The following is a 21,697-nucleotide window of genomic DNA, read 5'->3' on the forward strand; positions in this document are numbered from 1 at the left end:
ATCGACCTGGAAGCGGACTCGGCTGCCCAGTCGGGACAACCGATCGACAGCGCGCTCACCGCGATCCTTCTCGCCTATGGTGCGGACCCGGCACGCACCCTCGACGGCCAAACCGCCGACGACGTGGCCCGCCGCCACGACCACACCATGGCGATCAGGCTGTTGGAGCGCTTCACCGCCCCTCATGGGGCCGGTGCTGAGGGCGGTCCGGGCGGATCCGTCCGTCGGGCCGCGGAGACACGGGAGCGGCCGGCCAGGATCTCGGCGGACAGGCCTCGGCCGGGCCCGCGGCCCTGACCCCGTCCGTCACCGCGAGCACGCCGAGCGTCGCCGCCCACGGCACCAGCGGGCTCTCCGTCAGGCCCGCGCGGACGCAGCGCATCGCCTCGCGCGCCTCGTACGTATAGCCGCGCCCCACCAGCGCCGATCGCCACGCGCGGGGCGGGCCGCCGGCCGGGTGCAGCACCACGCGGTCGGCGGCGTAGAAGGGGGCCGGCAGCTCGAGGCGGCCCGCGCTGCCGGAGAGTTCGGCGTGTGCGGGCAGCTCGGTGGCGAAGGAGCAGGCGAGCTCCGCCATCGCGCCGGAGCGGTAGCCCAGCAGCAGCGCCGTGGTGTCGTCCACCGGCGGAGTGGTCGACAGGGAGCGGGCGCCGATGTACTGCGGCCTGCCCAACAGCAGGTCGGCGAGGGCCAGCGGGTAGACGCCCGAGTCGAGCAGCGCCCCGCCGCCCTCCGGGTCCCGCAGCCGGCCCAGCGCGTGTGCCGGGGCGTGGCCACCCGTCGCGGCGCGCAGCAGGTGCGGCGTACCGACGGCGCCGTCCGCCACCAGCCGCGCGGCCCGGCGTACGGCGGGCAGGCAGCGCGTCCACATCGCCTCCATCAGGAACAGGTTCCGCGCCTCAGCCAGCCGCATCAGCTCCTCCGCGTCCCGGACGTTCGTGGTCAGGGGTTTCTCACACAGCACGTGCTTGCCCGCCTCCAGGCAGGCGCGGACAGCGGCGTGGTGCGCGGTGTTGACGGACGCCACGTACACGATCTCGACGTCCGGGTCGGCGGCGAGCTCCTCGCGGCAGCCGTACGCCCGCTCCACCCCGTACCGCGCCGCGAAGGCCCGCGCCGAGGCCGCGGTCCGGGAGCCGACCGCGACCAGCTCGGCGCTGTCCCCGAGCAGCGCCAGGTCCGCGGCGAACGCGGCGGCCTGGCGCCCCGTCGACAGCACGCCCCACCGGACCGGGGTCACGGTGCCGTCCCCTGCGGCACGGTCTGCTCCGCGTGCCCGTCACCGGACCCCGGCGGGACGGCGGTCCGCGCACCGTGCCGGGCGGCCAGCCGGGAGAACAGCACGACCAGCGCCACCACCCCGCCCACGCACCCCAGCGCCACCGACAGCGAGGTGGCGTGCGCGAGCGCCCCGATGGCCGGCGGCCCCGTCACCAGCCCGACGTACGCGACGGAGGACACGAAGCCCACCTCCCGTTCGCCACTGGTGCCGAGGCTCTGGCCGTGCTTGCCCGCCTGGCCGATGGCGACCGGGAAGACCAGCGCGAAACCGAGGCCCGCCAGGGCCAGCCCCGCGTACCCGGCCACCGCCCACGGCAGGGCGACGGCGATCAGCAGGCCGCCGGCGGCGGTCGCGCCGCAGAGACTGAGCAGCAGGTACGGGCCCAGCCGCTCCTCCAGCCGGACGCCCAGGAAACGGACGACGACGGTGGTGACGGAGAAGACGGTGTACCCGGCGGCGGCCGCCGACGCGGACAGGCCGCGCTCGGTGTCGAGGAAGAGGACGGACCAGTTCGCCATGGCACCCTCGCCGATCGCGGCGCAGAAGAGCGTGAACGCGATCAGCCACAGCATCACCTGCCGGACCGGGCGTGGCACCGCCCCGTCCCCAGCCTGGCCGGCACGCCCCGCCGCCTTCTGCTCCGCCCCCACCTTGGGCAGGTGGCGCCCGAACACGGCCACCAGCACCAGCGCCACGGCCGCCACCAGCAGGAAGTGCGGACGCGTTCCCCAGTCGGCCCAGGCGGCGAGGGCGGCCCCCGCCGAACCGGCGACCGCGCCCACGCTGAAGACCGCGTGGAAGAAGGACATCAGCGGCCGTCCCACCTGCGCGGTGACGAAGACCGCGCAGATGTTCATCGCCACGTCGAGCGTGCCGACGGTGAACCCGATGACGAAGAACGCCGCGCCCAGCACGCCGTACCCGCCGGGCAGCGACAGCACCACCAGCGCAAGGCACATCGCCGGGAGGGCGGTGAGCGTGACCCGGCGCGTGCCGAGGGCCGCGCACGCCCACCCGGCGAAGGTGGCGCCGGAGAGCAGCCCCGCGACCTGGCCCAGCAGGGCCAGACCCAGGGCGCCCTCGTCGGCGCCGACCTGGTGGGCCAGGGCCGGCACCCGGCCCACCCACGAGCCGTACACCATGCCGTTGAGGACGAACGCGGCCGCGACCGCCGTACGCGTGGAGATCATCCGCGGCTCTCCGGGGCTGTCTGCCGGGCATCCTGCGGGGCTTCCTGCGGGTCCTCCTTCTGGAAGCTGGAGGTGATGGACGGCAGTTCGGGGTGTTCGCCCAGCTCCCGGGCCAGGGCCGCGATCCCGTCGTGCAGCGTCACGCGCGGGGCGTACCCGAGGGCACGCGCCCGGGTGATGTCGCCGACGAGGGCGTAACTGTCGTCCAGGACGGTGGCGTCGGCCGCCAGCACCGCCTCGTTCCCCGTCGCCTCGCCGATGGTCCGGGCGAGCTGCCGCAGCGACGTGTCCGTGCCGGACCCGACGTTGACCGCCTCGCCCGGCTCCGCGCGCCCCGCGACGTACAGCAGTCCGCTGACCATGTCCTCCACGTGGACGAAGTCGCGGCTCTTGCGGTCGATGTCGCCGACCGCCGGGATGGGCTTGCCGTTGAGGTGCCAGCGCAGGAACTGCGAGACCTCGCCCTCGGCGCGGCGCGGGTCCTCGCCGGGACCGTAGATCACGAACGGCCGGGCGATCGAGGCGGGCAGGTGCCACGTCTTGACCAGCCCCCGGATGATGGCCTCGCCGCACAACTTGTGCGCCCCGTACGGCAGGATCGGGTCCTTGGCGTGCGCCTCGTCGGTGGGGCTGTACGTCGGCGGCCCGTAGACGGAGGCCGCGGACTGGTGGACCAGGCGGGTACGCGAACGGGCGCACGCCTCGGCGACGTTGAAGGTGGCCTCGACGTTCATCCCGAAGTCGAAGCGCGGGTCCAGCAGCGAACGCGTCCCGCTGGGGTTGCCCGCCAAGTGGAAGACGACGTCGACGCCGCCCAGCGCCTCGGCGGTCGCGGCCGGGTCCCGCAGGTCGGCCGGGTGGAACTCGGCGCCTGGTAAGGGCACGTCCGGCGCGACCAGGTCCACCACCCGCACCCGTACGCCGTGATGGGCGAGCGCGGTGACCAGGTGGCGGCCGACGAAGCCGGAGCCGCCCGTGACGGCGGCGGTACGGAAGGGGGCGAGGACGTCCTCGGGGACGTGCGCCCACGCGGGGTCAGTGGAAGGCATGCGGTTCTCCCTGCGGTGTCACTCCGTGCGGAGTTCGACTGATGTGGGTATCGCCGTGGATCACGTGGTGGACCGCGCCGGCCAGGCCCCGGCGGGCGCCCGGCGGCCGGTCGGGCAGCAGGTGGACCCGGAGGCCCGCGGTGACGGCGGCGCCGTCGTTCACCGGGTCGTCGCCGACCATCAGCGCCCGCTCCGGAGGCACCCCCAGGCGGGCGCAGGCCGTCCGGAACAGCCCCGGATCCGGTTTCTCGGCGCCCTCCTCGCACGACAGGACGAAGGCGTCGGCGTCGACGTACCCGGCGAGGCCGTGCGCGGCGAAGGTGGGCCGGATGTCCCAGCCGACGTTGCTGACGACGCCGGCCGGCACGCCGCGGGCCCGCAGCGCCGCCAGGGTCGCGCCGACGTCCTCGTACGGAGTCCAGGCCTCCGGCGAGAGCAGCCGCGCGTACAGCGCCCGCGCGAGCTCCTCGTCCGCCCCGGCCCGCCCGAACCACACCAGGTGGGCGCGGCGGTGCGCGGCGGCGGACCGCTGGCAGCCCCGCATCGCGGCGGTCACCCCGGGGGTGCGGCGTACCGCGAGCATCCGCGCGTACAGCGCCCGCGCCGCCGCCTCGTCGGCCGTCCGGCCCGTGGCGCGGCAGGCGTCGAGCACCCACCGCGGGCTGTCGTCGTGCGCGAAGAGCGTGTGGTCGAAGTCGAAGAGGACCGCGAGGAGAGGAGTTCCGCTGCCGCCTGCGACCGGAGGAGTTCCGGTGCCGCCTGCGAGGAGAGGAGTCCCGCTGCCGCCCGCGACGGGAGGTGTTCCGGTGACGCCGCTCACGGCACGGACACCCCCTCGGCCACGGCCCGCTGCACCTCGCGGGGGAAGCCGAGCCGCGAGGGCGCCCGCCCGGCCCGGATCGCGGCGACGTCGGCGAGCTGGTCGTACAGCCAGTCGACCGGGTCGGCGTGCGCGACCGCCGCGCGGGCGCGGGCCGCCATGGCCCGCCGCCGCCCGGGCGGCAGGGCCAGCGCCGTGTACAGCGCGTCCGCCGTCGCCTCGACGCTGTACGGCCGCTCCAGGGGCACGGTGCCGTCCCGGGGGAGCAGGTCGGCGGCGCCGGTGCCGGCGGACAGCACCGTCACACCGTCCCGCTCGTTGAGGAGCGCGCCCTCCTGGGCGACCAGGTTCATCCCGTCGGCCACCGCGTTGACCAGCAGCACGTCATGGGCGCGCAGCACGCCGAGGGCGCGCTCCGGGTCGTCGCCCTCGTGGACCGTGATGGCCCCGGGATGGCGGGCGTTGACCGCGTCGACCGTCCGCCGGACCCGGTCGCGGTAGTCGCGGTAGGCGGGCACGCGCTCCCGGGAGGGCACCAGGCAGGCCACGAACCGGACCCGCTCGGCCAGCCCCGGGTGGAGGTCCAGCAGGCGGGCGTACGCTTCGAAGCCGCGCAGCGCGTTCTTCGCCGGGTCGAGGCGGTCCACGCGGGCGATCACCGCGCGCGGGTCGCCGTCCCTCGTCCGCGCCGCCCACTCGGTCACGCGCGGCGCCAGGGCGCGGGTGGCGAGCGCCGGGCCGTCGACGGTCACCGGGTAGCACCGCACCCACGTGGTGCGGCCCCGCCCCGACGCGACCAGGCCCCGGTCGTGGTCGACCGCCAGTCCCAGCGCGGCGCAGCACTCCAGGAACCGCCGTGCCCACGCGGGCCGCTGGAAGCCGAGCAGGTCGGCGCCGAGCATGCCGTGGACGAGCGTCGGGACCAGCGGGTGCGGCAGGCGCGACCACGACTCCCGGGCCGGGAAGGGCGTGTGGCTGAAGTGGGTGATCCACAGGTCGCCGCGGCGACGGCGTACGGCGCCGGGCAGCAGCAGCACCTGGTAGTCGTGGCAGGCCACCACCGCTCCGGGCGGCGCGCTGCGCGCGACGTGGGCCGCCAGCGTCTCGTTGACGGCCCGGTAGCCGGTCAGCGACCGCAGCGGCTCGCGCGGGTCGACGAGCACGGGCACCTCGTCCTCGATGCCGTGCCACACCGTCCACAGCAGGTTGACCCCGGCGTCGTCGTAGTAGCTCCGGTACGCCTCCGGGTCGACCGGCACGGCCTCGTAGCGGTAGCCCAACTCGGTGCCGAGGCCCTGGAAGAGCCCGAGCCGCACGGCGCGCGCGTCGGCCTCCGCGTCCGACGGCGCCAGCCAGCGGAGCGTGGCGGTGCGCGGGTCGACGGCCCGGCCGATCCGGTCCAGCAGGACGGTCACGCTGCCGTTGCGGCGCTCGGGCCGCAACCCCGCGTGCCGAGACTCCGCGTCCCCGGACCGCCCGTCCCCGGACCTCCGGTCCCCGGAGGTGAACCGCACGGGACCGCGATCGGAGACCAGGACGACGTCCTGGGCTCCGGGAGCCGCCCCCGTCACGGCGTACGCGCCGTCGCGGAGGCGGCGGCGACGCCGACCGGCTCGGGGACGGCGGTCCGCAGCACATCGGCGAAGGCGTGCACGATCGCGATGTGCGCCGTCTCGATCACCCCGAAGTCGTCGGAGCCCACGATCAGCGGGATGTCGACCAGCTCGGCGGCCGTCCCGCCGCCGCACCCCAGCATGCCGATGGAGACCAGCCCCATCCGCCGCGCTGCGCGCAGCGCGGCGACGATGTTCGGCGAGCGTCCGCTCGCGCTGATCGCGACGACCGCGTCGCCGGGCTCGGCGTGGTCGGTCAACTGCCGGACGAACGCGTCGGCGTACGACACGTCGTTGGCGTACGCCGTCAGCACGGCGATGTTGTCGGCGAGCGCGAACGCCCGCAGCGGCGGCTCGGTGGGCCGCCGTGCCGTCTTCACCAGGTCGCACACGAGGTGGGTGGCGGTCGTCGCGCTGCCGCCGTTGCCCATGGCGTACACCCGGCCACCCCGCCGCCGTACGCCGTCCAGCGCTTCGACCGCGTCCGCCACGGCGGGCAGCGACACGGTGCCCAGACCGTTCACGGTGTTGCTGAAGAACCTCTCGCTCAACCACTGGTAGTGCTGCACCACAGACCTCCGGATCGGTATGTCCGTACATCGGTTGCGTCGGGTACGTCACTTACGGGTCCTCAGCGTGCGCCGCCCGCCGACCGGACCCCGCACAGAAAGCGCCCAGATCCCGCCCTGCGGCGGCCCGGCCCCGGGGCGTCCGGCGGCGCGGCGGGCCCCGCGCCCGCTTCTCGCCAGCACATCGCCCGGTTCCGGACAATCTCCCCGCCCAGGTGTGGAAGGCGCGAAAAATGAGACTCGACGCGGGCCCATGTCGGAGGCAACTGACCGGAAGGCCGCGAGATGCGTTACGGATTGCTCGGTCCCCTGGAGGTGTACGAGGACGACGGCACGGGGCCGTTACCCCTGGGCGGCCCGCGCCAGCGGGCCGTCCTCGCGTCGCTCGCGCTGCGCGCCAACGAGACGGTGAGCGTCGACTACGTCATGGACGCCGCCTGGGAGGAGCCTCCCGCCTCGCCCGGCTCCAACATCCGCACGTACGTCAACGGGCTGCGCCGGCGGCTGCGCGACCACGGCCGCGAGCCGCGGCTGCTGGTCACCCGGCCCCCCGGCTACCAACTGCGCACCCGTTCCGGCGAGGTGGACGTCGAGGTCTTCGAGGACCTGGCGGCGCGCGGCACCCTCGCCGCGGAGGGCGGGGAGCTCGCCGCCGCCGCCCGCCACCTCGGCCGGGCGCTCGCCCTGTGGCGCGGCCGCCCCCTGGAGGGCCTGCCGCTGGGCTCGGCGCTCCAGGCGGAGGCGGCGCGCCTGGTCGAGCGGCGCCTGGCGGTCGCCGAGCAGTACGTCGAGGTGCTGCTCGCCCAGGGGCGCTCGGCGGAGGCGGTGACGGTGCTGCGCCCGCTGGTCGCGGAGTACCCGCTGAACGAGAGTCTGACGGCGTACCTGATGCGGGCGTTGAGCCGGGCCGGGCGCCGCACGGAGGCGCTGGAGGTGTACCGGCAGGCGGCCGGGGTGCTGGCCGACGAGCTGGGGGTGGCACCGGGCGGGGAACTCACCGCGGTACGGCGCGGGCTGCTGGACGGCCCGCGCCCCGGGACCGTGCCGGCACCGCGTCGCGCCCCCGGGCTCGTACCGGCGCACGAGCCGCGCCACGACCCGTCGGTACGCGCCCCCCGCCCGGTACGCGGACGGGCCCCGGCGGCCCTCGCGGCCACGCCCGCCCCGACCCCGCCGCCGCCGACCGTGCCGACCGTGCCGCCATCGACCGTGCCGCCCGCCCCGACCCCGCCGACCGTGCCGCCACCGGCCCCGGTACCGGCGGCCGCGCGTCGCCCCGCCCCCGCCGTACGGGCCCTGCCCGGCGACAGCGCGGAGTTCACCGGGCGCGCAGCCGAGCGCGCCCAAGTGCACGCATGGGTGCGGGAGGCGGTGGGCGCGCGGCAGGAGGCCACGGCGCCGCTCGTCTGCGTCATCACCGGGATGCCGGGCGTCGGCAAGACGCGGCTCGCGGTGCGCCTGGCACACGAGACCGTGCGGGCGGGCCACGTGGGCGACGTCCAGCTCTTCGCCCACCTGCGGGGCCACGCGCCCGGCCGGGTGCCGATGGACCCCGCCACCGTGCTCGCCCGGTTCCTGCGGATGCTGGGCGTTCCGCCGGACCGGATCCCCGACAGCGTGGAGGAACGGGCGGCGCTCTACCGGGACCGGCTGCACGGCCGGGCCCCGTTGATCCTGCTGGACGACGTCACCGGGCCCGGGCAGACGGACCCCCTGCTGCCGGGCGATCCGGCGTCCCTCGTCCTGGTGACCAGCCGCCGCGCCGGCTGGGCGCCGGCCGGGGCGCGCACGGTGCAGCTCGGCCCGTTCACGGTCGAGGAGTCCGTCGCGCTGCTCGCCGGGGTGGCGGGCGCGGAGCGCGTGGCGGCCGAGCGGGCGGCCGCCGAGCGGATCGCCGCGCTGTGCGGCCGGCTGCCGCTGGCGGTCGCCCTGGCCGCCCTGCGGCTACGGGCCCGGCCGCTGTGGCGGCTCGCCGATCTCGCGGCGCGCCTGGAGCCGGAGGACGCCCGGCTGGACCGGCTCAGCGTCGGCGGCCGCTCGGTCCGGGCCGCGTTCGACACGTCGTACCGCAGGCTGCCACCGCACCGCCGCCGGACGCTGCGCTGCCTGGCCGGCGTGCCCGGCGCCGCCCTCGGCGGTGCCCGCCGGGCGGGGGAGGCGGAGGAACTGCTGGGCCAGCTGCTCGACGAGTGCCTGGTCCAGCAGACCCCGACGGGCGGGTACGAGCTCCACGAGCTGCTCCGCCTCTACGCCCGCGACCTGCCTCCCGGCTGAACCCCCGACCCGGGCCGGGGGTCACCAGCCGCCGCTCTCCCCGGTCAGCTCCCTGACCGCCGGACGAGCGGCGTCCAGCACCGTCATGAACCACGCCGAGAACGGCTCCGCGGCGTGCCGCTCGGCCAGCTCCCGTGCCGTCACGAACGCCGTCGCCTCCACTTCCTGCGCGTCCGGCCGCAGCGGGGCCTGCACCATTCCGACGAAGAGGTGGTTGTACTCCTGCTCCACCAGACCCGAGGCCGGGTCCGGGTGGTTGTAGCGGACCGTGCCCGCCTCGGCGAGCAGCGACGGCGACACGCCCAGCTCCTCGTGCACGCGCCGCGCGGCCGCCGCGAACGGCGCCTCACCCGGATACGGGTGCCCGCAGCACGTGTTCGACCAGACGCCGGGGGAGTGGTACTTGCCCAGCGCCCGCCGCTGCAGCAGCAGGCGTCCCGCCTCGTCGAAGAGGAACACCGAGAAGGCCCGGTGGAGCTGCCCCGGCGGCTGGTGGGCGGCCAGCTTCTCCGCGGTGCCGATCGTGGTGCCGTCCTCGTCGACCAGTTCGAGCATGATCGATGGCTTGACTCCGTTCGACGAGCTGCTCGCCGCCGTGGCTGGTGTGATCGGCATGACCATCCTTCGCTTCGGTTACCGGCCCTGTGGGGCAGTCTCAGTCTGCCGCACAAAAGCCGCTTGTCGGCTCACGTCGCCCCGCGCCCGGGATGTCTGCTCCACCGGGGTGACGGGCGGTCAGCCCCCGGGGGCCGGCGGTTACGCGTCCGGCCCCCGGCGACCGCCCCGGAGACGTCCATGACCAGCGCCGTCATCGCCTCGCCGGGGCCTCGGAGGGCGCTGCGACGCCGTACCGCGACGCCGGTACGAAACCGGGGCGGGGGGAGTACTCCGGATGACCGAGGGCCGGCACCGGCCGCTCCCCGCGCAGCCGCTCCCCGCGCAGTCGCGCCGCGGCCGGCACCGCGCGGACCACCGCCGGCCCCGCGCCCCGCCGCTGGTGCGCGGCCGCCGTGACCGGGGCCGGCGCCGGTGCCGGGGTACCGCCCACCCCGGCACCGGGTGATCAGCCGGGTGCGTCAGCGCCCGTCGGCCGGCCGCAGGACGTAGCCCCGGTAGCCGTACTCCGCGCCGTGCTCGCGGCGCAGGGCGATCTCGGCGCGGGTGGCGGCGAGCGCCTCGGCCATGCCGGGCGCTGCCGGATCGGCCGCGTCGGCGCGCTCGCCGAGCGGGCCGTAGTACTCGTCCCAGTCGCTCTCGGGCTGGGCGTACGTGCCGACCACGCGGTAGCCGGCTTCGACGGCCGCGGCGGTGTTGGCCTCGGTGGTACGCAGCGGGTAGTGCGCGTCCCAGAACGCCCGCGCCTCGGCGGACGGCTCACCGCCGGTCCACTCGCACTCGGTGAGGACCAGCGCCCCGCCGGGCGCCAGCAGCCGCCGCCAGGTGCGCAGCGCGCGGTCGAAGCCGATGGCGTACGCCGAGCTCTCCGCCCACACGAGGTCGAAGGACCCGTCGGCGTACGGCGGCTCGGCCATGTCGGCGGTGACGGTACGGATGGAGGCGCCGAGCCCGCGGGCGTCGGCGGCCCGCCGCAGCTCGGCGAGGAACGGCTCGTGCAGATCGACGGCGGTCACCTCGGCGCCGGCCGTGCCGGCCTCCGCCGCCAGCAGCAGGGCGGCCCGGCCGGGACCGCAGCCCAGGTCGAGCACGCGGGGACGCGGAGGCAGGGGGCCGGCGAGGGAGAGCAGCCGGCGCGTGGTGTCGTCGGAACCGGGGCCCTGCCGGGGAAGACCGTGGTGCAGGGCGAAGAAGGCGTCGTACAGAGCGTTGTCGGACAACGTGGAAACCCTTGTGTGAGGGCGGGCCCGGCCGACGTACGAGTCAGGTCAGCCGAGAACCCGCGGGATGAGGTTGCGGGTCGAGCGGGACACCACCGCGACGGTCATCAACCTCAGCTCCTCTCACAGGCACGGACGGCCGCACCCTATCAGTGGCAGAGCCGCGCCTCATGGGCCGCATGGCCGCTCGGCTCCAGCTGGAAGGTGCAGTGCTCGACGTCGAAGTGGCCTTCCAGGCACTCCTGGAGCTCGTGCAGCAGCTTCTCGTGCCCCACCGAGTCCAGAGCGCTCTGGGTCACCACCACATGCGCCGACAGCACGGGCATCCCCGAGGTGATCGTCCAGGCGTGCAGATCATGGACGTCCTCCACATTCGGCAGCGCCAGTATGTGGGCGCGCACCTGCGCCATGTCCACGCCCTTGGGCGCCGCCTCCAGCAGCACGTCGAGGGTCTCGCGCAGCAGCTTCACCGTGCGCGGGACGATCATCAGGCCGATCACCAGGGACGCGATGGGGTCGGCGGCCTGCCAGCCGGTGGCCAAGATGATGCCCGCCGAGACCAGGACGGTGACGGAGCCCAGCGCGTCGGCCAGCACCTCCAGATAGGCGCCGCGCACGTTGATGCTCTCCTTCTGGCCCCGTACCAGCAGGGAGAGCGAGATCATGTTGGCGACCAGACCGAAGAGCGCGAACGCGATCGCCAGCCCGCCCTTCGTCTCGGCCGGCGTGATGAACCGCTGCACCGCCTCGATGAGCAGGTAGCCGCCGGCGCCGAGCAGCAGCAGGCAGTTCGCGAGCGCGGCGAGGATCTCGGCCCGGGCGTATCCGAAGGTGCGCTTCTCGGTGGCCGGGCGGCCGGCGAAGTGGATCGCCATCAGGGCCATCGCCAGGCCCACCGCGTCCGTCGCCATGTGGGCGGCGTCGGCGATCAGCGCGAGGGAGTCGGCCAGCACACCGCCGATGACCTCCGCCACCATGACCGAGAGCGTGATCGCCAGCGCGATCCGCAGCCGCCCCTTGTAGGCGGCGGCCGCCGTGCCCGTCGGCGGCGGGCCCGCGTGCGTGTGCCCGTGGTCGTGCCCAGCCCCCATGCCCATGCCTCCAGCCGCTCGCGAAACCTCGTTCGAGCGGCCAGTGAACTACGGGTGGGGGGTATGTGCAAGCCGGGACTGAACACCGTTGTCATATGCTCTGACCTGCGGTGATGCCCGCAGGTCAGAGCGGTGGGCGTATCGGTGGCCGCCAGGCGGCCTCAGTGGCCGCGCGCCTCCGGGTGGCGCAGGCACCAGCCCTGCCACGCGGACTCGACCATCGCGCGCACGCCGTACGACGCCGTCCAGCCGAGCTCCTTGGTGATCCGCTCGACCGACGCCACGGCCTTGGCCGCGTCACCCGGGCGGCGCGGGCCCACCACCGGATCGGTGGTGTCCCCGGTCACCTCGGAGACGACCCGCGCCAGCTCCCGCACGGAGACGCCCTCGCCGCGGCCGATGTTCACGGTCAGGTCCCCGGGGCCGTCCTGGTCGGCCAGCCGGCGGGCGACGGCGAGGTGCGCGTCGGCGACGTCCGCGACGTGAATGTAGTCACGGATGCAGGTGCCGTCCGGCGTCGGGTAGTCGTCGCCGAAGATCCGCGGGGCCTCGCCGCGCGTGATCCGGTCGAAGAACATCGGGATGATGTTGAACACGCCGGTGTCCGCCAGCTCGGGGCGCGCGGCCCCGGCCACGTTGAAGTAGCGCAGGCAGCCCGTGGCCATGCCGTGCGCCTGCCCCGTCGCGCGGACCAGCCACTCGCCCGCGAGCTTCGTCTCGCCGTACGGGTTGATGGGCGCGGTCGGCGCGTCCTCGCCGATCAGCTCCACGTCCGGGACGCCGTACACCGCGGCGGACGAGGAGAAGAGGAACCGCCGCACCCCGGCGGCCACCACGGCCTCCAGCAGCACGGTCAGCCCGTGGACGTTCTCCCGGTAGTAGTGGAGCGGCCGCTCGACCGACTCGCCGACCTGCTTCTTCGCCGCCAGGTGCACCACACCCGTGACGGCGTGCTCGGCGAGCGTCCGGTCCAGCAGCTCCCGGTCCGCGACCGCCCCCCGGACGAGGGGGATCCCGGCGGGTAGCCGCCCGGGCACGCCGGAGGACAGCTCGTCGAGCACGACGACGCGCTCACCGGCCTCCGCCATGGCGTGCGCCACGTGGGCGCCGATGTATCCCGCTCCGCCTGTGATCAGCCAAGTCATGACGGCCAGCCTATGCCCTGGCCGACCGCGGTTTGTGGGCCGAGGCGCGGATCCACCATGATGATCTCGGCCCCCCGCGCCGCCGCGAGCCCGCGTCACGCCTCGGTGAACTTCCTCTTCCGTTCATCGGATAGCCTCACCCGGCGTGCCGCCGCGCCGCACCCGTCCCCGTTCGGCTCCAAGGAGTGAGTTCGTCTGTCGACCGCCATCCTCACCGGTCCTCCGGTACCCGGATCGCCGCTCGAGGGCGATCTGCGGTCGCTGGGCTTCGACGTCCGCGTCGCCACGGACCCGCGTGAGACCGCCGCACTGCTCGCCGCCGTCCCGGCCGCCGAGCGCGTCGCGGTCGTGGACCCCCGCTTCGTGGGCCACGTCCACGCCCTCCGCCTGACCCTGACGGACCCCCGCTTCCCGGCGGCCACGGCCCCCGGCGCCCTGACGGCCCAGCCCGAGGCCCGCCCGGCCCTGAGCCGCGCCCTGACGACGCTGAGCGCCGCCGCGAAGGCGGGCGCCTCCCCGGCCGCTGCCGCGAAGGCGGGCGCCTCCCCGGCCGCTGCCGCGGACGCCGGCGCCACCCCGGCGCCCGGCGCCTCCGGCGCCGACGCCGTGCCCGCTTCGGCCGACGGCCCTGCCGCGCAGGGCACCGGCACGGCCGCGGACACGGCCCCCGCCACCGCAGGCACCCCGTCCGGCGCCGCGCCGCAGGCCGGCCCCGCCGACTCGGCTGCCCCGGGCCCCGCTCAAGCGGCCCCGGGCCCCGCTCAAGCGGCCCCGGGCCTCGCCCAGGCCCCGGCCGCCGCCCGCCCCCCGGGCGGCGACGCCCACGGCGGTGTCCTCACCCTTCCCGACCGCCTCGCCGAGGCGCTCCGCGCCGACGGCGTCGCCGTCCACCGGCCCGAGTTCGGCACGCTCGTCGCCGCCGTACCGGCCGACCCGCAGAGCCGCAAGGAGACGCGGGACGCCGTCGAGGCCGTCGACGACGAAGCCGTACGGCTGCGCTCCGCCGTGAAGGCCCGCGACGGGTTCTTCACCACCTTCTTCATCAGCCCGTACTCGCGCTACCTCGCCCGCTGGTGCGCCCGCCGGGGCCTCACGCCCAACCAGGTCACCACCGCCTCGCTGCTCACCGCGCTGATCGCGGCGGGCTGCGCGGCGACCGGGACCCGGGGCGGGTACGTCGCGGCGGGCGTGCTGCTCCTCTTCTCCTTCGTGCTCGACTGCACCGACGGGCAGCTCGCCCGCTACTCGCTGCAGTACTCCACGATGGGCGCCTGGCTCGACGCGACCTTCGACCGGGCCAAGGAGTACGCCTACTACGCGGGCCTCGCCCTCGGCGCAGCCCGCGGCGGGGACGACGTATGGGCCCTGGCCCTCGGCGCGATGGTCCTGCAGACCTGCCGCCACGTCGTGGACTTCTCCTTCAACGAGGCGAACCACGACGCCACTGCCAACACCAGCCCCACCGCCGCGCTCTCCGACAAGCTCGACAGCCGCGGCTGGACGGTCTGGGCGCGCCGGATGATAGTCCTGCCCATCGGTGAACGATGGGCCATGATCGCCGTCCTCACGGCCGTCGCCACGCCGCGCATCGTCTTCTACGCCCTCCTCGTCGGCTGCGCCTTCGCCGCCTGCTACACCACCGCCGGCCGCCTCCTGCGCTCGGTGACCCGCAAGGCCCGCCGCACCGACCGCGCCGCCCGGGCGCTCGCGGACCTCGCCGACTCCGGCCCGATCGCCGAGCTGGTCGCCCGGGCCTGCCGGCGGCCGGCGGTCCGCCCGATCTTCCGTTCGCCCGCGCTCGTCAGCCTGATCGGCGCCGTGTTCCTGCTGGCGTTCGTCTGCCTGGAGCCCTTCGGCAGCCCCTTCACGGTCATGGCCGCGGCCGTGTACGCCGTGTTCGCGGGCGGGGCCGTCGCCCGCCCCCTCGAGGGCGCCCTCGACTGGCTCGTCCCGCCCGTCTTCCGGGCCGCCGAGTACGTCACCGTCCTGGTCCTCGCCGCCCGCTCCGACGACCCGGGAGCCCTGCCCGCGGCATTCGGCCTGGTCGCGGCCGTCGCCTACCATCACTACGACACGGTCTACCGCATCCGCGGCGGCACCGGCGCGCCGCCCGCGTGGCTGGTGCGGACGATCGGCGGCCACGAGGGCCGCACGCTCGTGGTCGCGGTCCTCGCCGCGACCCTGACGGCAGGCGACCACCTCAGCCTCGCGCTCACCGTCCTCGCGGTGGCCGTCGCGCTGGTCGTGCTCGTGGAGTCCATCCGCTTCTGGGTGTCCTCCGGAGCACCCGCAGTACACGACGAAGGAGAACCCGCATGATCGGCCTCGTACTGGCAGCCGGTGCCGGACGGCGTCTGCGCCCCTACACCGACACGCTCCCGAAGGCCCTCGTGCCCGTGGACCCGGCGGGAACCGGCGAGAAGACGGTCCTCGACCTGACCCTCGCCAACTTCGCCGCCGTCGGCCTCACCGAGGCCGCCATCGTCGTCGGCTACCGCAAGGAGGCCGTGTACGCGCGCAAGGCCGAGCTGGAGGCCACGTACGGCCTGAAGCTCACGCTCATCGACAACGACAAGGCCGAGGAGTGGAACAACGCCTACTCCCTGTGGTGCGCCCGTGAGGTCCTGAAGCAGGGCGTCATCCTCGCCAACGGCGACACCGTCCACCCGGTCTCCGTCGAGGAGACCCTCCTCGCCGCCCGCGGCGACGGCCGGCGGATCATCCTCGCCCTCGACACGGTGAAGACCCTCGCCGAGGAGGAGATGAAGGTCGTCACCGCCGACGGCAAGGGCGTCCAGCGGATCACCAAGCTGATGGACCCGGCCACCGCCACCGGCGAGTACATCGGCGTCACCCTCATCGAGCCCGAGGCCGCCGCCGACCTCGCCGACGCGCTGAAGGCCACCTTCGAGCGCGACCCCGACCTCTACTACGAGGACGGCTACCAGGAGCTCGTGCACCGCGGCTTCCAGATCGACGTGGCGCCCATCGGCGACGTCAAGTGGGTCGAGATCGACAACCACGACGACCTCGCGAAGGGCCGTGAGATCGCGTGCCTGTACTGACCCGGCTCATCCCGTCGCCGGTCGTCGTCGACATCCACCGGGGCGCGATGGACGACCTGGCCGGCCTCCTCGCCGACCAGCGCATCTCCGCCTCCGGCAAGCTCGCCATGGCGGTCAGCAACGGCTCCGGGCAGGCGCTGCGCGAGAAGCTCGCGCCGCTGCTCCCGGACGCCGACTGGTACGACGTCGCGGACGGCACCATCGACTCCGCCGTCCGTCTCGCCGACGAGATCAAGGGCAAGCGGTACGACGCCGTCGTCGGCGTCGGCGGCGGCAAGATCATCGACGTGACGAAGTACGCCGCGGCGCGCGTCGGCCTGCCCATGGTCGCCGTCGCGACGAACCTCTCGCACGACGGCATCTGCTCGCCGGTCTCGATCCTCGACAACGACAACGGCCGCGGCTCCTACGGCGTCCCCTCGCCGATCGCCATGGTCATCGACCTCGACGTGATCCGCGAGGCGCCGGCCCGGTTCGTCCGCTCCGGCATCGGCGACGCGATCTCCAACATCTCCGCGATCGCCGACTGGGAGCTGTCGCACCGCCACACCGGCGAGCAGGTCGACGGCCTGGCCGCCGCCATGGCCCGGACGGCCGGCGAGTCCGTGCTGCGCCACCCGGGCGGCGTCGGCGACGACGAGTTCCTCATCGTGCTGGCCGAGGCGCTGGTCCTGTCCGGCATCGCCATGTCGATCAGTGGCGACTCCCGCCCCTCGTCGGGCGCCTGCCACGAGATCTCCCACGCCTTCGACCTGCTCCACCCGGGACGCTCCGCGCTCCACGGCGAGCAGGTGGGACTCGGCGCCGCCTTCGCGATGCACCTGCGCGGCGCCCGCGAGCAGTCCGGGCTCTTCGCCGAGGTGCTGCGCAGGCACGGCCTGCCGGTGCTGCCCGAGGAGATCGGGTTCTCCGCGGACGAGTTCGTCGCGGCCGTGGAGTACGCGCCGCAGACCCGCCCCGGTCGCTTCACCATCCTGGAGCACCTCGACCTGTCCACCGACCAGATCAGGGACGCGTACGCCGACTATGCCAAGACCATCCGTAGCTGAACTCCGCCCGGTCGTTCACCCGGAGGGAGTGAAGGACCGGCGCAGCGGTGAGCACTGGGGCGGCCGCCTCTACATGCGCGAGATCTCGCTGCGCGTCACGCGGCTCCTGGTCACCACCCGGGTCACGCCGAACCAGCTCACGTACGTGATGACCCTCGCCGGCGTGCTGGCCGCCCCGGCGCTGCTGGTGCCGGGCGTCTGGGGCGCGGTCCTCGGTGTGGTCGCGGTCCAGCTCTACCTGCTGCTCGACTGCGTCGACGGCGAGGTCGCCCGCTGGAAGAAGCAGTTCTCGCTCTCCGGCGTGTACCTCGACCGGGTCGGCGCCTACCTCTGCGACGCGGCGGTCCTGGTCGGCTTCGGCCTGCGCGCCGCGGACCTGTGGGGCGGCGGCCGGATCGACTGGCTGTGGGCCTTCCTCGGCACCCTCGCGGCGCTCGGCGCGATCCTGATCAAGGCGGAGACCGACCTCGTCGGCGTCGCCCGCCACCAGGGCGGCCTGCCGCCGGTCAAGGACGCGGCCGCCGAGCCGCGCTCCTCCGGCATGGCGCTGGCCCGCCGGGCCGCCGCCGCGCTCAAGTTCCACCGGCTGGTCCTCGGCATCGAGGCGTCCCTGCTCATCCTGGTGCTGGCGGTCGTGGACCAGGTCCGCGGCGACCTGTTCTTCTCGCGCCTCGGCGTGGCGGTACTGGCGGGCATCGCGCTGCTCCAGACGCTGCTGCACCTGGTGTCGGTCCTCGTCTCCAGCAGGCTGAGGTGAGCGCCGTGACCGCGATGAAGCTCGGCGCCGTCATCATCACCATGGGCAACCGCCCCGACGACCTGCGCGCCCTGATCGACTCCGTCCGCAAGCAGGACGGCGACCCGGTCGACATCGTCGTCGTCGGCAACGGCGCTCCCGTCACCGGCGTCCCCGAGGGCGTACGCACCGTCGACCTCCCGGAGAACCTGGGCATCCCCGGCGGCCGCAACGTCGGCATCGAGGCCTTCGGCCCGAACGGCTCCGACGTCGACGCCCTGCTCTTCCTGGACGACGACGGCCTGCTGCCGAACACGGACACGGCCGAGCTGGTGCGCGAGGCGTTCGCCGCCGACCCGAAGCTGGGCATCATCAGCTTCCGGATCGCCGACCCGGACACCGGCGTCACCCAGCGCCGCCACGTCCCCCGGCTGCGCGCCTCCGACCCGATGCGCTCCTCGCGGGTGACGACCTTCCTCGGCGGCGCCAACGCCGTCCGTACGAAGGTCTTCGCCGACGCGGGCCAGCTGCCCGGCGAGTTCTTCTACGCGCACGAGGAGACCGACCTCGCCTGGCGGGCGCTCGACGCCGGCTGGATGATCGACTACCGCTCGGACATGGTGCTGCTCCACCCGGCGACCGCGCCCTCCCGGCACGTGGTCTACCACCGGATGGTCGCCCGCAACCGCGTCTGGCTGGCCCGCCGGAACCTCCCCGCGCCCCTGGTGCCGCTCTACCTCGGCGTCTGGCTGCTGCTCACGCTGGCGCGGCGCCCCTCCGTCCCGGCGCTGAAGGCCTGGTTCGGCGGGTTCAAGGAGGGCTGGACCAGCCCCTGCGGACCCCGGCGGCCCATGAAGTGGCGTACGGTATGGCGGCTGACCAGACTGGGCCGGCCCCCCGTCATCTGACAAGCTCGTACCGACAAACCCCGGGCGCACCGGGAGGGCCCGCCGGCCGTCCCGCGCCCACCCCCGCCGCGCATCTTGAACACGAAAGTTTCAACTGGTGAGTGAGACAACCCATGACGGAGCGATCGCCGTGACCGCGGCCTCCGCCCCGCCATCTCCGGACGACGGTCTGTCCCCGGCGGAACTGGCCGCCAAGTACGGCCTCTCGGTGAGCGGTGCCCGGCCCAGCCTGCCCCAGTACGTCCGGCAGCTGTGGGGCCGGCGCCACTTCATCCTGACCTTCTCCCGCGCCAAGCTCACGGCCCAGTACAGCCAGGCCAAGCTCGGACAGCTGTGGCAGGTGGTCACGCCGCTGCTGAACGCGCTGATCTACTTCCTGATCTTCGGCCTGATCCTGAACGCCGCGAAGGGCATGTCGAAGGAGGTGTACATCCCGTTCCTGGTGACGGGTGTGTTCGTCTTCACCTTCACCCAGAGCTGCGTGATCGCGGGCGTACGCGCGATCTCCGGCAACCTCGGGCTGGTGCGGGCGCTGCACTTCCCCCGCGCCTCCCTGCCCATCTCGTTCGCCCTGCAGCAGCTCCAGCAGCTGCTGTACTCGATGATCGTGCTGTTCGTCATCGTGGCGGCGATGGGCAGCTACCCCTCGCTGAGCTGGCTGCTGATCCTGCCCGCGCTGGCCCTGCAGTTCGTGTTCAACACCGGTCTCGCGCTGATCCTGGCCCGTCTCGGCAGCAAGACGCCGGACCTCGCCCAGCTGATGCCCTTCATCCTGCGGACGTGGATGTACGCGTCCGGCGTGATGTTCTCGATCCGGGTGATGCTCGCGGACAAGCCGGAGTGGATCGCCAACGTCCTGATGTACAACCCGGCGGCGATCTACATGGACCTGATCCGCTTCGCGCTGATCGACGGGTACGGCGCCGAGAACCTCCCGGCGCACGTCTGGCTCGCGGCCCTGCTGTGGGCGGTCCTCGTCGGCGTCGGCGGCTTCGTGTACTTCTGGAAGGCAGAGGACCGGTACGGCCGTGGCTGACAACACCCAGGCGACCGCCGCGGCGGGTGCCGCGGCCGGGGCCCGCGTCCCCACGGTCATCGCCGACGAGGTGCACATCGTGTACCGCGTCAACGGCGGTTCGTCGGGCAAGGGCAGCGCCACCGCCGCGCTGAACCGCATAATCCGGCGCGACAAGGGCGAGTCGCGCGGCGTGCGCAAGGTGCACGCCGTGCGCGGCGTCTCCTTCACGGCGTACCGGGGTGAGGCCATCGGCCTCATCGGCACCAACGGCTCCGGCAAGTCCACCCTGCTGCGGGCCATCGCCGGCCTGCTGCCCTGCGAGAGCGGCAAGGTCTACACCGACGGCCAGCCCTCGCTGCTCGGCGTGAACGCGGCGCTGATGGGCGACCTGACCGGCGAGCGCAACGTCATCCTCGGCGGCCTGGCCATGGGCATGTCGCCCGAGGAGATCCGTTCGCGCTACCAGGACATCGTGGATTTCTCGGGCATCAACGAGAAGGGTGACTTCATCACCCTCCCCATGCGGACGTACTCCTCCGGCATGGGCGCCCGCCTCCGGTTCGCCATCGCGGCGGCCAAGGACCACGACGTCCTGATGATCGACGAGGCCCTGGCCACCGGTGACCGGAAGTTCCAGATCCGCTCCGAGGAGCGCATCCGCGAGCTGCGCAAGGAGGCCGGCACCGTCTTCCTCGTCAGCCACAGCAACAAGTCGATCAGGGACACCTGCGACCGCGTCCTGTGGCTGGAGAAGGGCGAGCTCCTGATGGACGGCCCGACCGAAGAGGTCCTCCAGGCGTACGAGAAGGAGACGAGCAAGCCGTGATCCCGTCGGAAGGGCCCCTGCCGCAGCAGTCGGCGGGGGCCCTTCCGGCGGGCGGCTCGCGCCGTGCCGTTCGTGCGTGTGTTCCCCCGTGTGGAACGCCCCGACGGGGGCCCGGGCGTTGTACAACGTAAGCTGTGCCGGTGCCGATTCACGGCAAGTGGGGCGATACCGCCCGGGTCCCGCCACTCCGGAGGTCCGGCGGCGTGTCCGAAATGGGATGTTTTGGGTCGGCAGTGTAGAACGGGAGACGTGACGGCATTGACGGAAGATCTCCAGCTCCGCGAGAGTGCCGCCGTCCCCGTGCCGGGCAGTCCGCGGTGACAGCCACCCGGCAAGTGCGCCCCGACGCCTCCTCGCGCACCACACTCGACAAGGCCGCGCACGAGAACTTCCCCGTGGCCCCCTTCTTCCTGCCCGCCGCCTGGCGGGACGACCTGATGGCGATCTACGGCTACGCCCGGCTCGTCGACGACATCGGCGACGGCGACCTCGCCCCCGGCGGCGCCGACGCCCGCCACCTGGGCGCCGAGGGCGAGACGGACCGGCTCGCCCTCCTCGACGCCTTCGAGGCGGACCTGTACCGCGTCTTCGACTCCGTCCCCGCCCACCCGCTGCTGCGCGCCCTCCAGCCCACCGTGCGACGCCACGCCCTGCCCCCCGAGCCGTTCCTGGGCCTGATCGCGGCCAACCGCCAGGACCAGCTGGTACGCCGCTACCAGACGTACGACGACCTCGTCGCGTACTGCGAGCTCTCCGCCAACCCCGTCGGCCGCCTCGTCCTCGGCGTCACCGGCACCACCACCCCCGAGCGCGTCCGCCACGCCGACGCCGTCTCCACCGCGCTCCAGATCGTCGAGCACCTCCAGGACGTCGCCGAGGATCTCGCCCGCGACCGGATCTACCTCCCCGCCGCGGACATGAAGCGGTTCCACGTCACCGAGGACGACCTCGCCCGCCCCACCGCCGGCGCCTCCGTCCGCGCGCTCATCGCCTACGAGGCGGAGCGCGCCCGCCGCCTCCTCGACGAGGGCGCCCCCCTCGTCGGCAGCGTCCACGGCAGGCTGCGCCTGCTGCTCGCCGGCTTCGTCGGCGGCGGACACGCCCAGCTCGACGCGATCGCGGCCGCCGGCCACGACGTACTGCCCGGGCCGCCCAGGGCCACCAAGCCGCGACTGCTGCGCCGAACGGGAGCCGTCCTGCGAAGCGCGCGCAGAAAGGGGTGAGCGG

General features: G+C 74.2%; 18 protein-coding genes and 1 pseudogene. 9 read left to right on the plus strand and 10 right to left on the minus strand.

The window, feature by feature from the left end:
• Window positions 1-172: 172 nt before the first annotated feature.
• Genes AC07FJ_RS06330 through AC07FJ_RS06355 form a run of 6 tightly spaced genes read right to left on the minus strand, consistent with a single transcriptional unit; the run spans window position 173 to window position 6,523 of the window.
• Window positions 173-1,240, minus strand: coding sequence for a Gfo/Idh/MocA family protein (locus AC07FJ_RS06330; protein WP_479045876.1), 1,068 nt, complete (start codon window positions 1,238-1,240; stop codon window positions 173-175).
• A complete protein-coding gene (locus AC07FJ_RS06335) occupies window positions 1,237-2,472 on the minus strand; it encodes an MFS transporter (RefSeq protein ID WP_479045879.1) in 1,236 nt (411 codons plus the stop codon). Before AC07FJ_RS06335 ends, AC07FJ_RS06330 begins: the two co-directional genes overlap by 4 nt.
• Window positions 2,469-3,521 (minus strand): NAD-dependent epimerase/dehydratase family protein, encoded by a 1,053-nt coding sequence (locus tag AC07FJ_RS06340; protein WP_479045882.1) that lies wholly within the window; start codon window positions 3,519-3,521, stop codon window positions 2,469-2,471. The genes AC07FJ_RS06335 and AC07FJ_RS06340 overlap by 4 nt, the downstream gene beginning before the upstream one ends.
• Window positions 3,508-4,341: an HAD family hydrolase gene (locus AC07FJ_RS06345; RefSeq protein ID WP_479045885.1), complete on the minus strand. Its 834-nt coding sequence runs from the start codon at window positions 4,339-4,341 to the stop codon at window positions 3,508-3,510. The genes AC07FJ_RS06340 and AC07FJ_RS06345 overlap by 14 nt, the downstream gene beginning before the upstream one ends.
• Window positions 4,338-5,855 (minus strand): trehalose-6-phosphate synthase, encoded by a 1,518-nt coding sequence (locus AC07FJ_RS06350; protein ID WP_479045887.1) that lies wholly within the window; start codon window positions 5,853-5,855, stop codon window positions 4,338-4,340. Before AC07FJ_RS06350 ends, AC07FJ_RS06345 begins: the two co-directional genes overlap by 4 nt.
• A gap of 53 nt (window positions 5,856-5,908) precedes the next feature.
• Window positions 5,909-6,523 (minus strand): D-sedoheptulose-7-phosphate isomerase, encoded by a 615-nt coding sequence (locus AC07FJ_RS06355; RefSeq protein ID WP_468283496.1) that lies wholly within the window; start codon window positions 6,521-6,523, stop codon window positions 5,909-5,911.
• A 285-nt stretch (window positions 6,524-6,808) separates the two neighbouring features.
• On the opposite strand from AC07FJ_RS06355, the gene AC07FJ_RS06360 reads away from it, so the two are divergent.
• Window positions 6,809-8,797 (plus strand): AfsR/SARP family transcriptional regulator, encoded by a 1,989-nt coding sequence (locus AC07FJ_RS06360; protein WP_479045890.1) that lies wholly within the window; start codon window positions 6,809-6,811, stop codon window positions 8,795-8,797.
• Between the two features lie 21 nt (window positions 8,798-8,818).
• Here AC07FJ_RS06360 and idi read toward each other — a convergent pair whose 3' ends face one another.
• The 4 genes and pseudogenes from idi to galE all read right to left on the minus strand — a co-directional run bounded on the left by idi (window position 8,819) and on the right by galE (window position 12,868).
• Window positions 8,819-9,412, minus strand: a complete 594-nt coding sequence (gene idi, locus AC07FJ_RS06365) for an isopentenyl-diphosphate Delta-isomerase (protein WP_479045893.1) — start codon at window positions 9,410-9,412, stop codon at window positions 8,819-8,821.
• Window positions 9,413-9,483: 71 nt separating this feature from the next.
• Window positions 9,484-10,632: pseudogene (locus AC07FJ_RS06370) on the minus strand (class I SAM-dependent methyltransferase).
• 149 nt (window positions 10,633-10,781) lie between these two features.
• Window positions 10,782-11,723, minus strand: coding sequence for a cation diffusion facilitator family transporter (locus tag AC07FJ_RS06375; protein ID WP_479045894.1), 942 nt, complete (start codon window positions 11,721-11,723; stop codon window positions 10,782-10,784).
• A 161-nt stretch (window positions 11,724-11,884) separates the two neighbouring features.
• Complete coding sequence (galE, locus tag AC07FJ_RS06380) at window positions 11,885-12,868, minus strand: UDP-glucose 4-epimerase GalE (RefSeq protein ID WP_479045896.1); 984 nt, start codon at window positions 12,866-12,868, stop codon at window positions 11,885-11,887.
• A 348-nt stretch (window positions 12,869-13,216) separates the two neighbouring features.
• Between galE and AC07FJ_RS06385 the strand changes: the two genes are divergently transcribed.
• From AC07FJ_RS06385 to hpnC, 8 genes are all read left to right on the plus strand, one after another.
• The gene (locus tag AC07FJ_RS06385; protein ID WP_479045898.1) at window positions 13,217-15,187 is read left to right on the plus strand and encodes a DUF5941 domain-containing protein; all 1,971 of its coding nucleotides are present in this window, start codon (window positions 13,217-13,219) and stop codon (window positions 15,185-15,187) included.
• Entirely contained in the window at window positions 15,184-15,933 is a 750-nt protein-coding gene (locus tag AC07FJ_RS06390; RefSeq protein WP_361415344.1) for a phosphocholine cytidylyltransferase family protein, read from the plus strand. The genes AC07FJ_RS06385 and AC07FJ_RS06390 overlap by 4 nt, the downstream gene beginning before the upstream one ends.
• Window positions 15,921-16,982, plus strand: a complete 1,062-nt coding sequence (locus AC07FJ_RS06395; protein WP_479045900.1) for an iron-containing alcohol dehydrogenase family protein — start codon at window positions 15,921-15,923, stop codon at window positions 16,980-16,982. The genes AC07FJ_RS06390 and AC07FJ_RS06395 overlap by 13 nt, the downstream gene beginning before the upstream one ends.
• Entirely contained in the window at window positions 16,960-17,739 is a 780-nt protein-coding gene (locus AC07FJ_RS06400; RefSeq protein WP_479045902.1) for a CDP-alcohol phosphatidyltransferase family protein, read from the plus strand. Before AC07FJ_RS06395 ends, AC07FJ_RS06400 begins: the two co-directional genes overlap by 23 nt.
• Before the next feature lie 14 nt (window positions 17,740-17,753).
• On the plus strand, window positions 17,754-18,626 hold the full coding sequence (locus tag AC07FJ_RS06405; RefSeq protein ID WP_479046915.1) for a glycosyltransferase family 2 protein: 873 nt from the start codon (window positions 17,754-17,756) through the stop codon (window positions 18,624-18,626).
• Between the two features lie 97 nt (window positions 18,627-18,723).
• The gene (locus tag AC07FJ_RS06410) at window positions 18,724-19,662 is read left to right on the plus strand and encodes an ABC transporter permease (protein ID WP_479045904.1); all 939 of its coding nucleotides are present in this window, start codon (window positions 18,724-18,726) and stop codon (window positions 19,660-19,662) included.
• The gene (locus AC07FJ_RS06415; protein WP_479045907.1) at window positions 19,655-20,470 is read left to right on the plus strand and encodes an ABC transporter ATP-binding protein; all 816 of its coding nucleotides are present in this window, start codon (window positions 19,655-19,657) and stop codon (window positions 20,468-20,470) included. Before AC07FJ_RS06410 ends, AC07FJ_RS06415 begins: the two co-directional genes overlap by 8 nt.
• Window positions 20,471-20,787: 317 nt before the next feature.
• Entirely contained in the window at window positions 20,788-21,693 is a 906-nt protein-coding gene (gene hpnC / locus AC07FJ_RS06420; protein ID WP_479045909.1) for a squalene synthase HpnC, read from the plus strand.
• Window positions 21,694-21,697 lie beyond the last annotated feature (4 nt).

It is taken from the genome of Streptomyces sp. NPDC045998 (assembly GCF_056430285.1).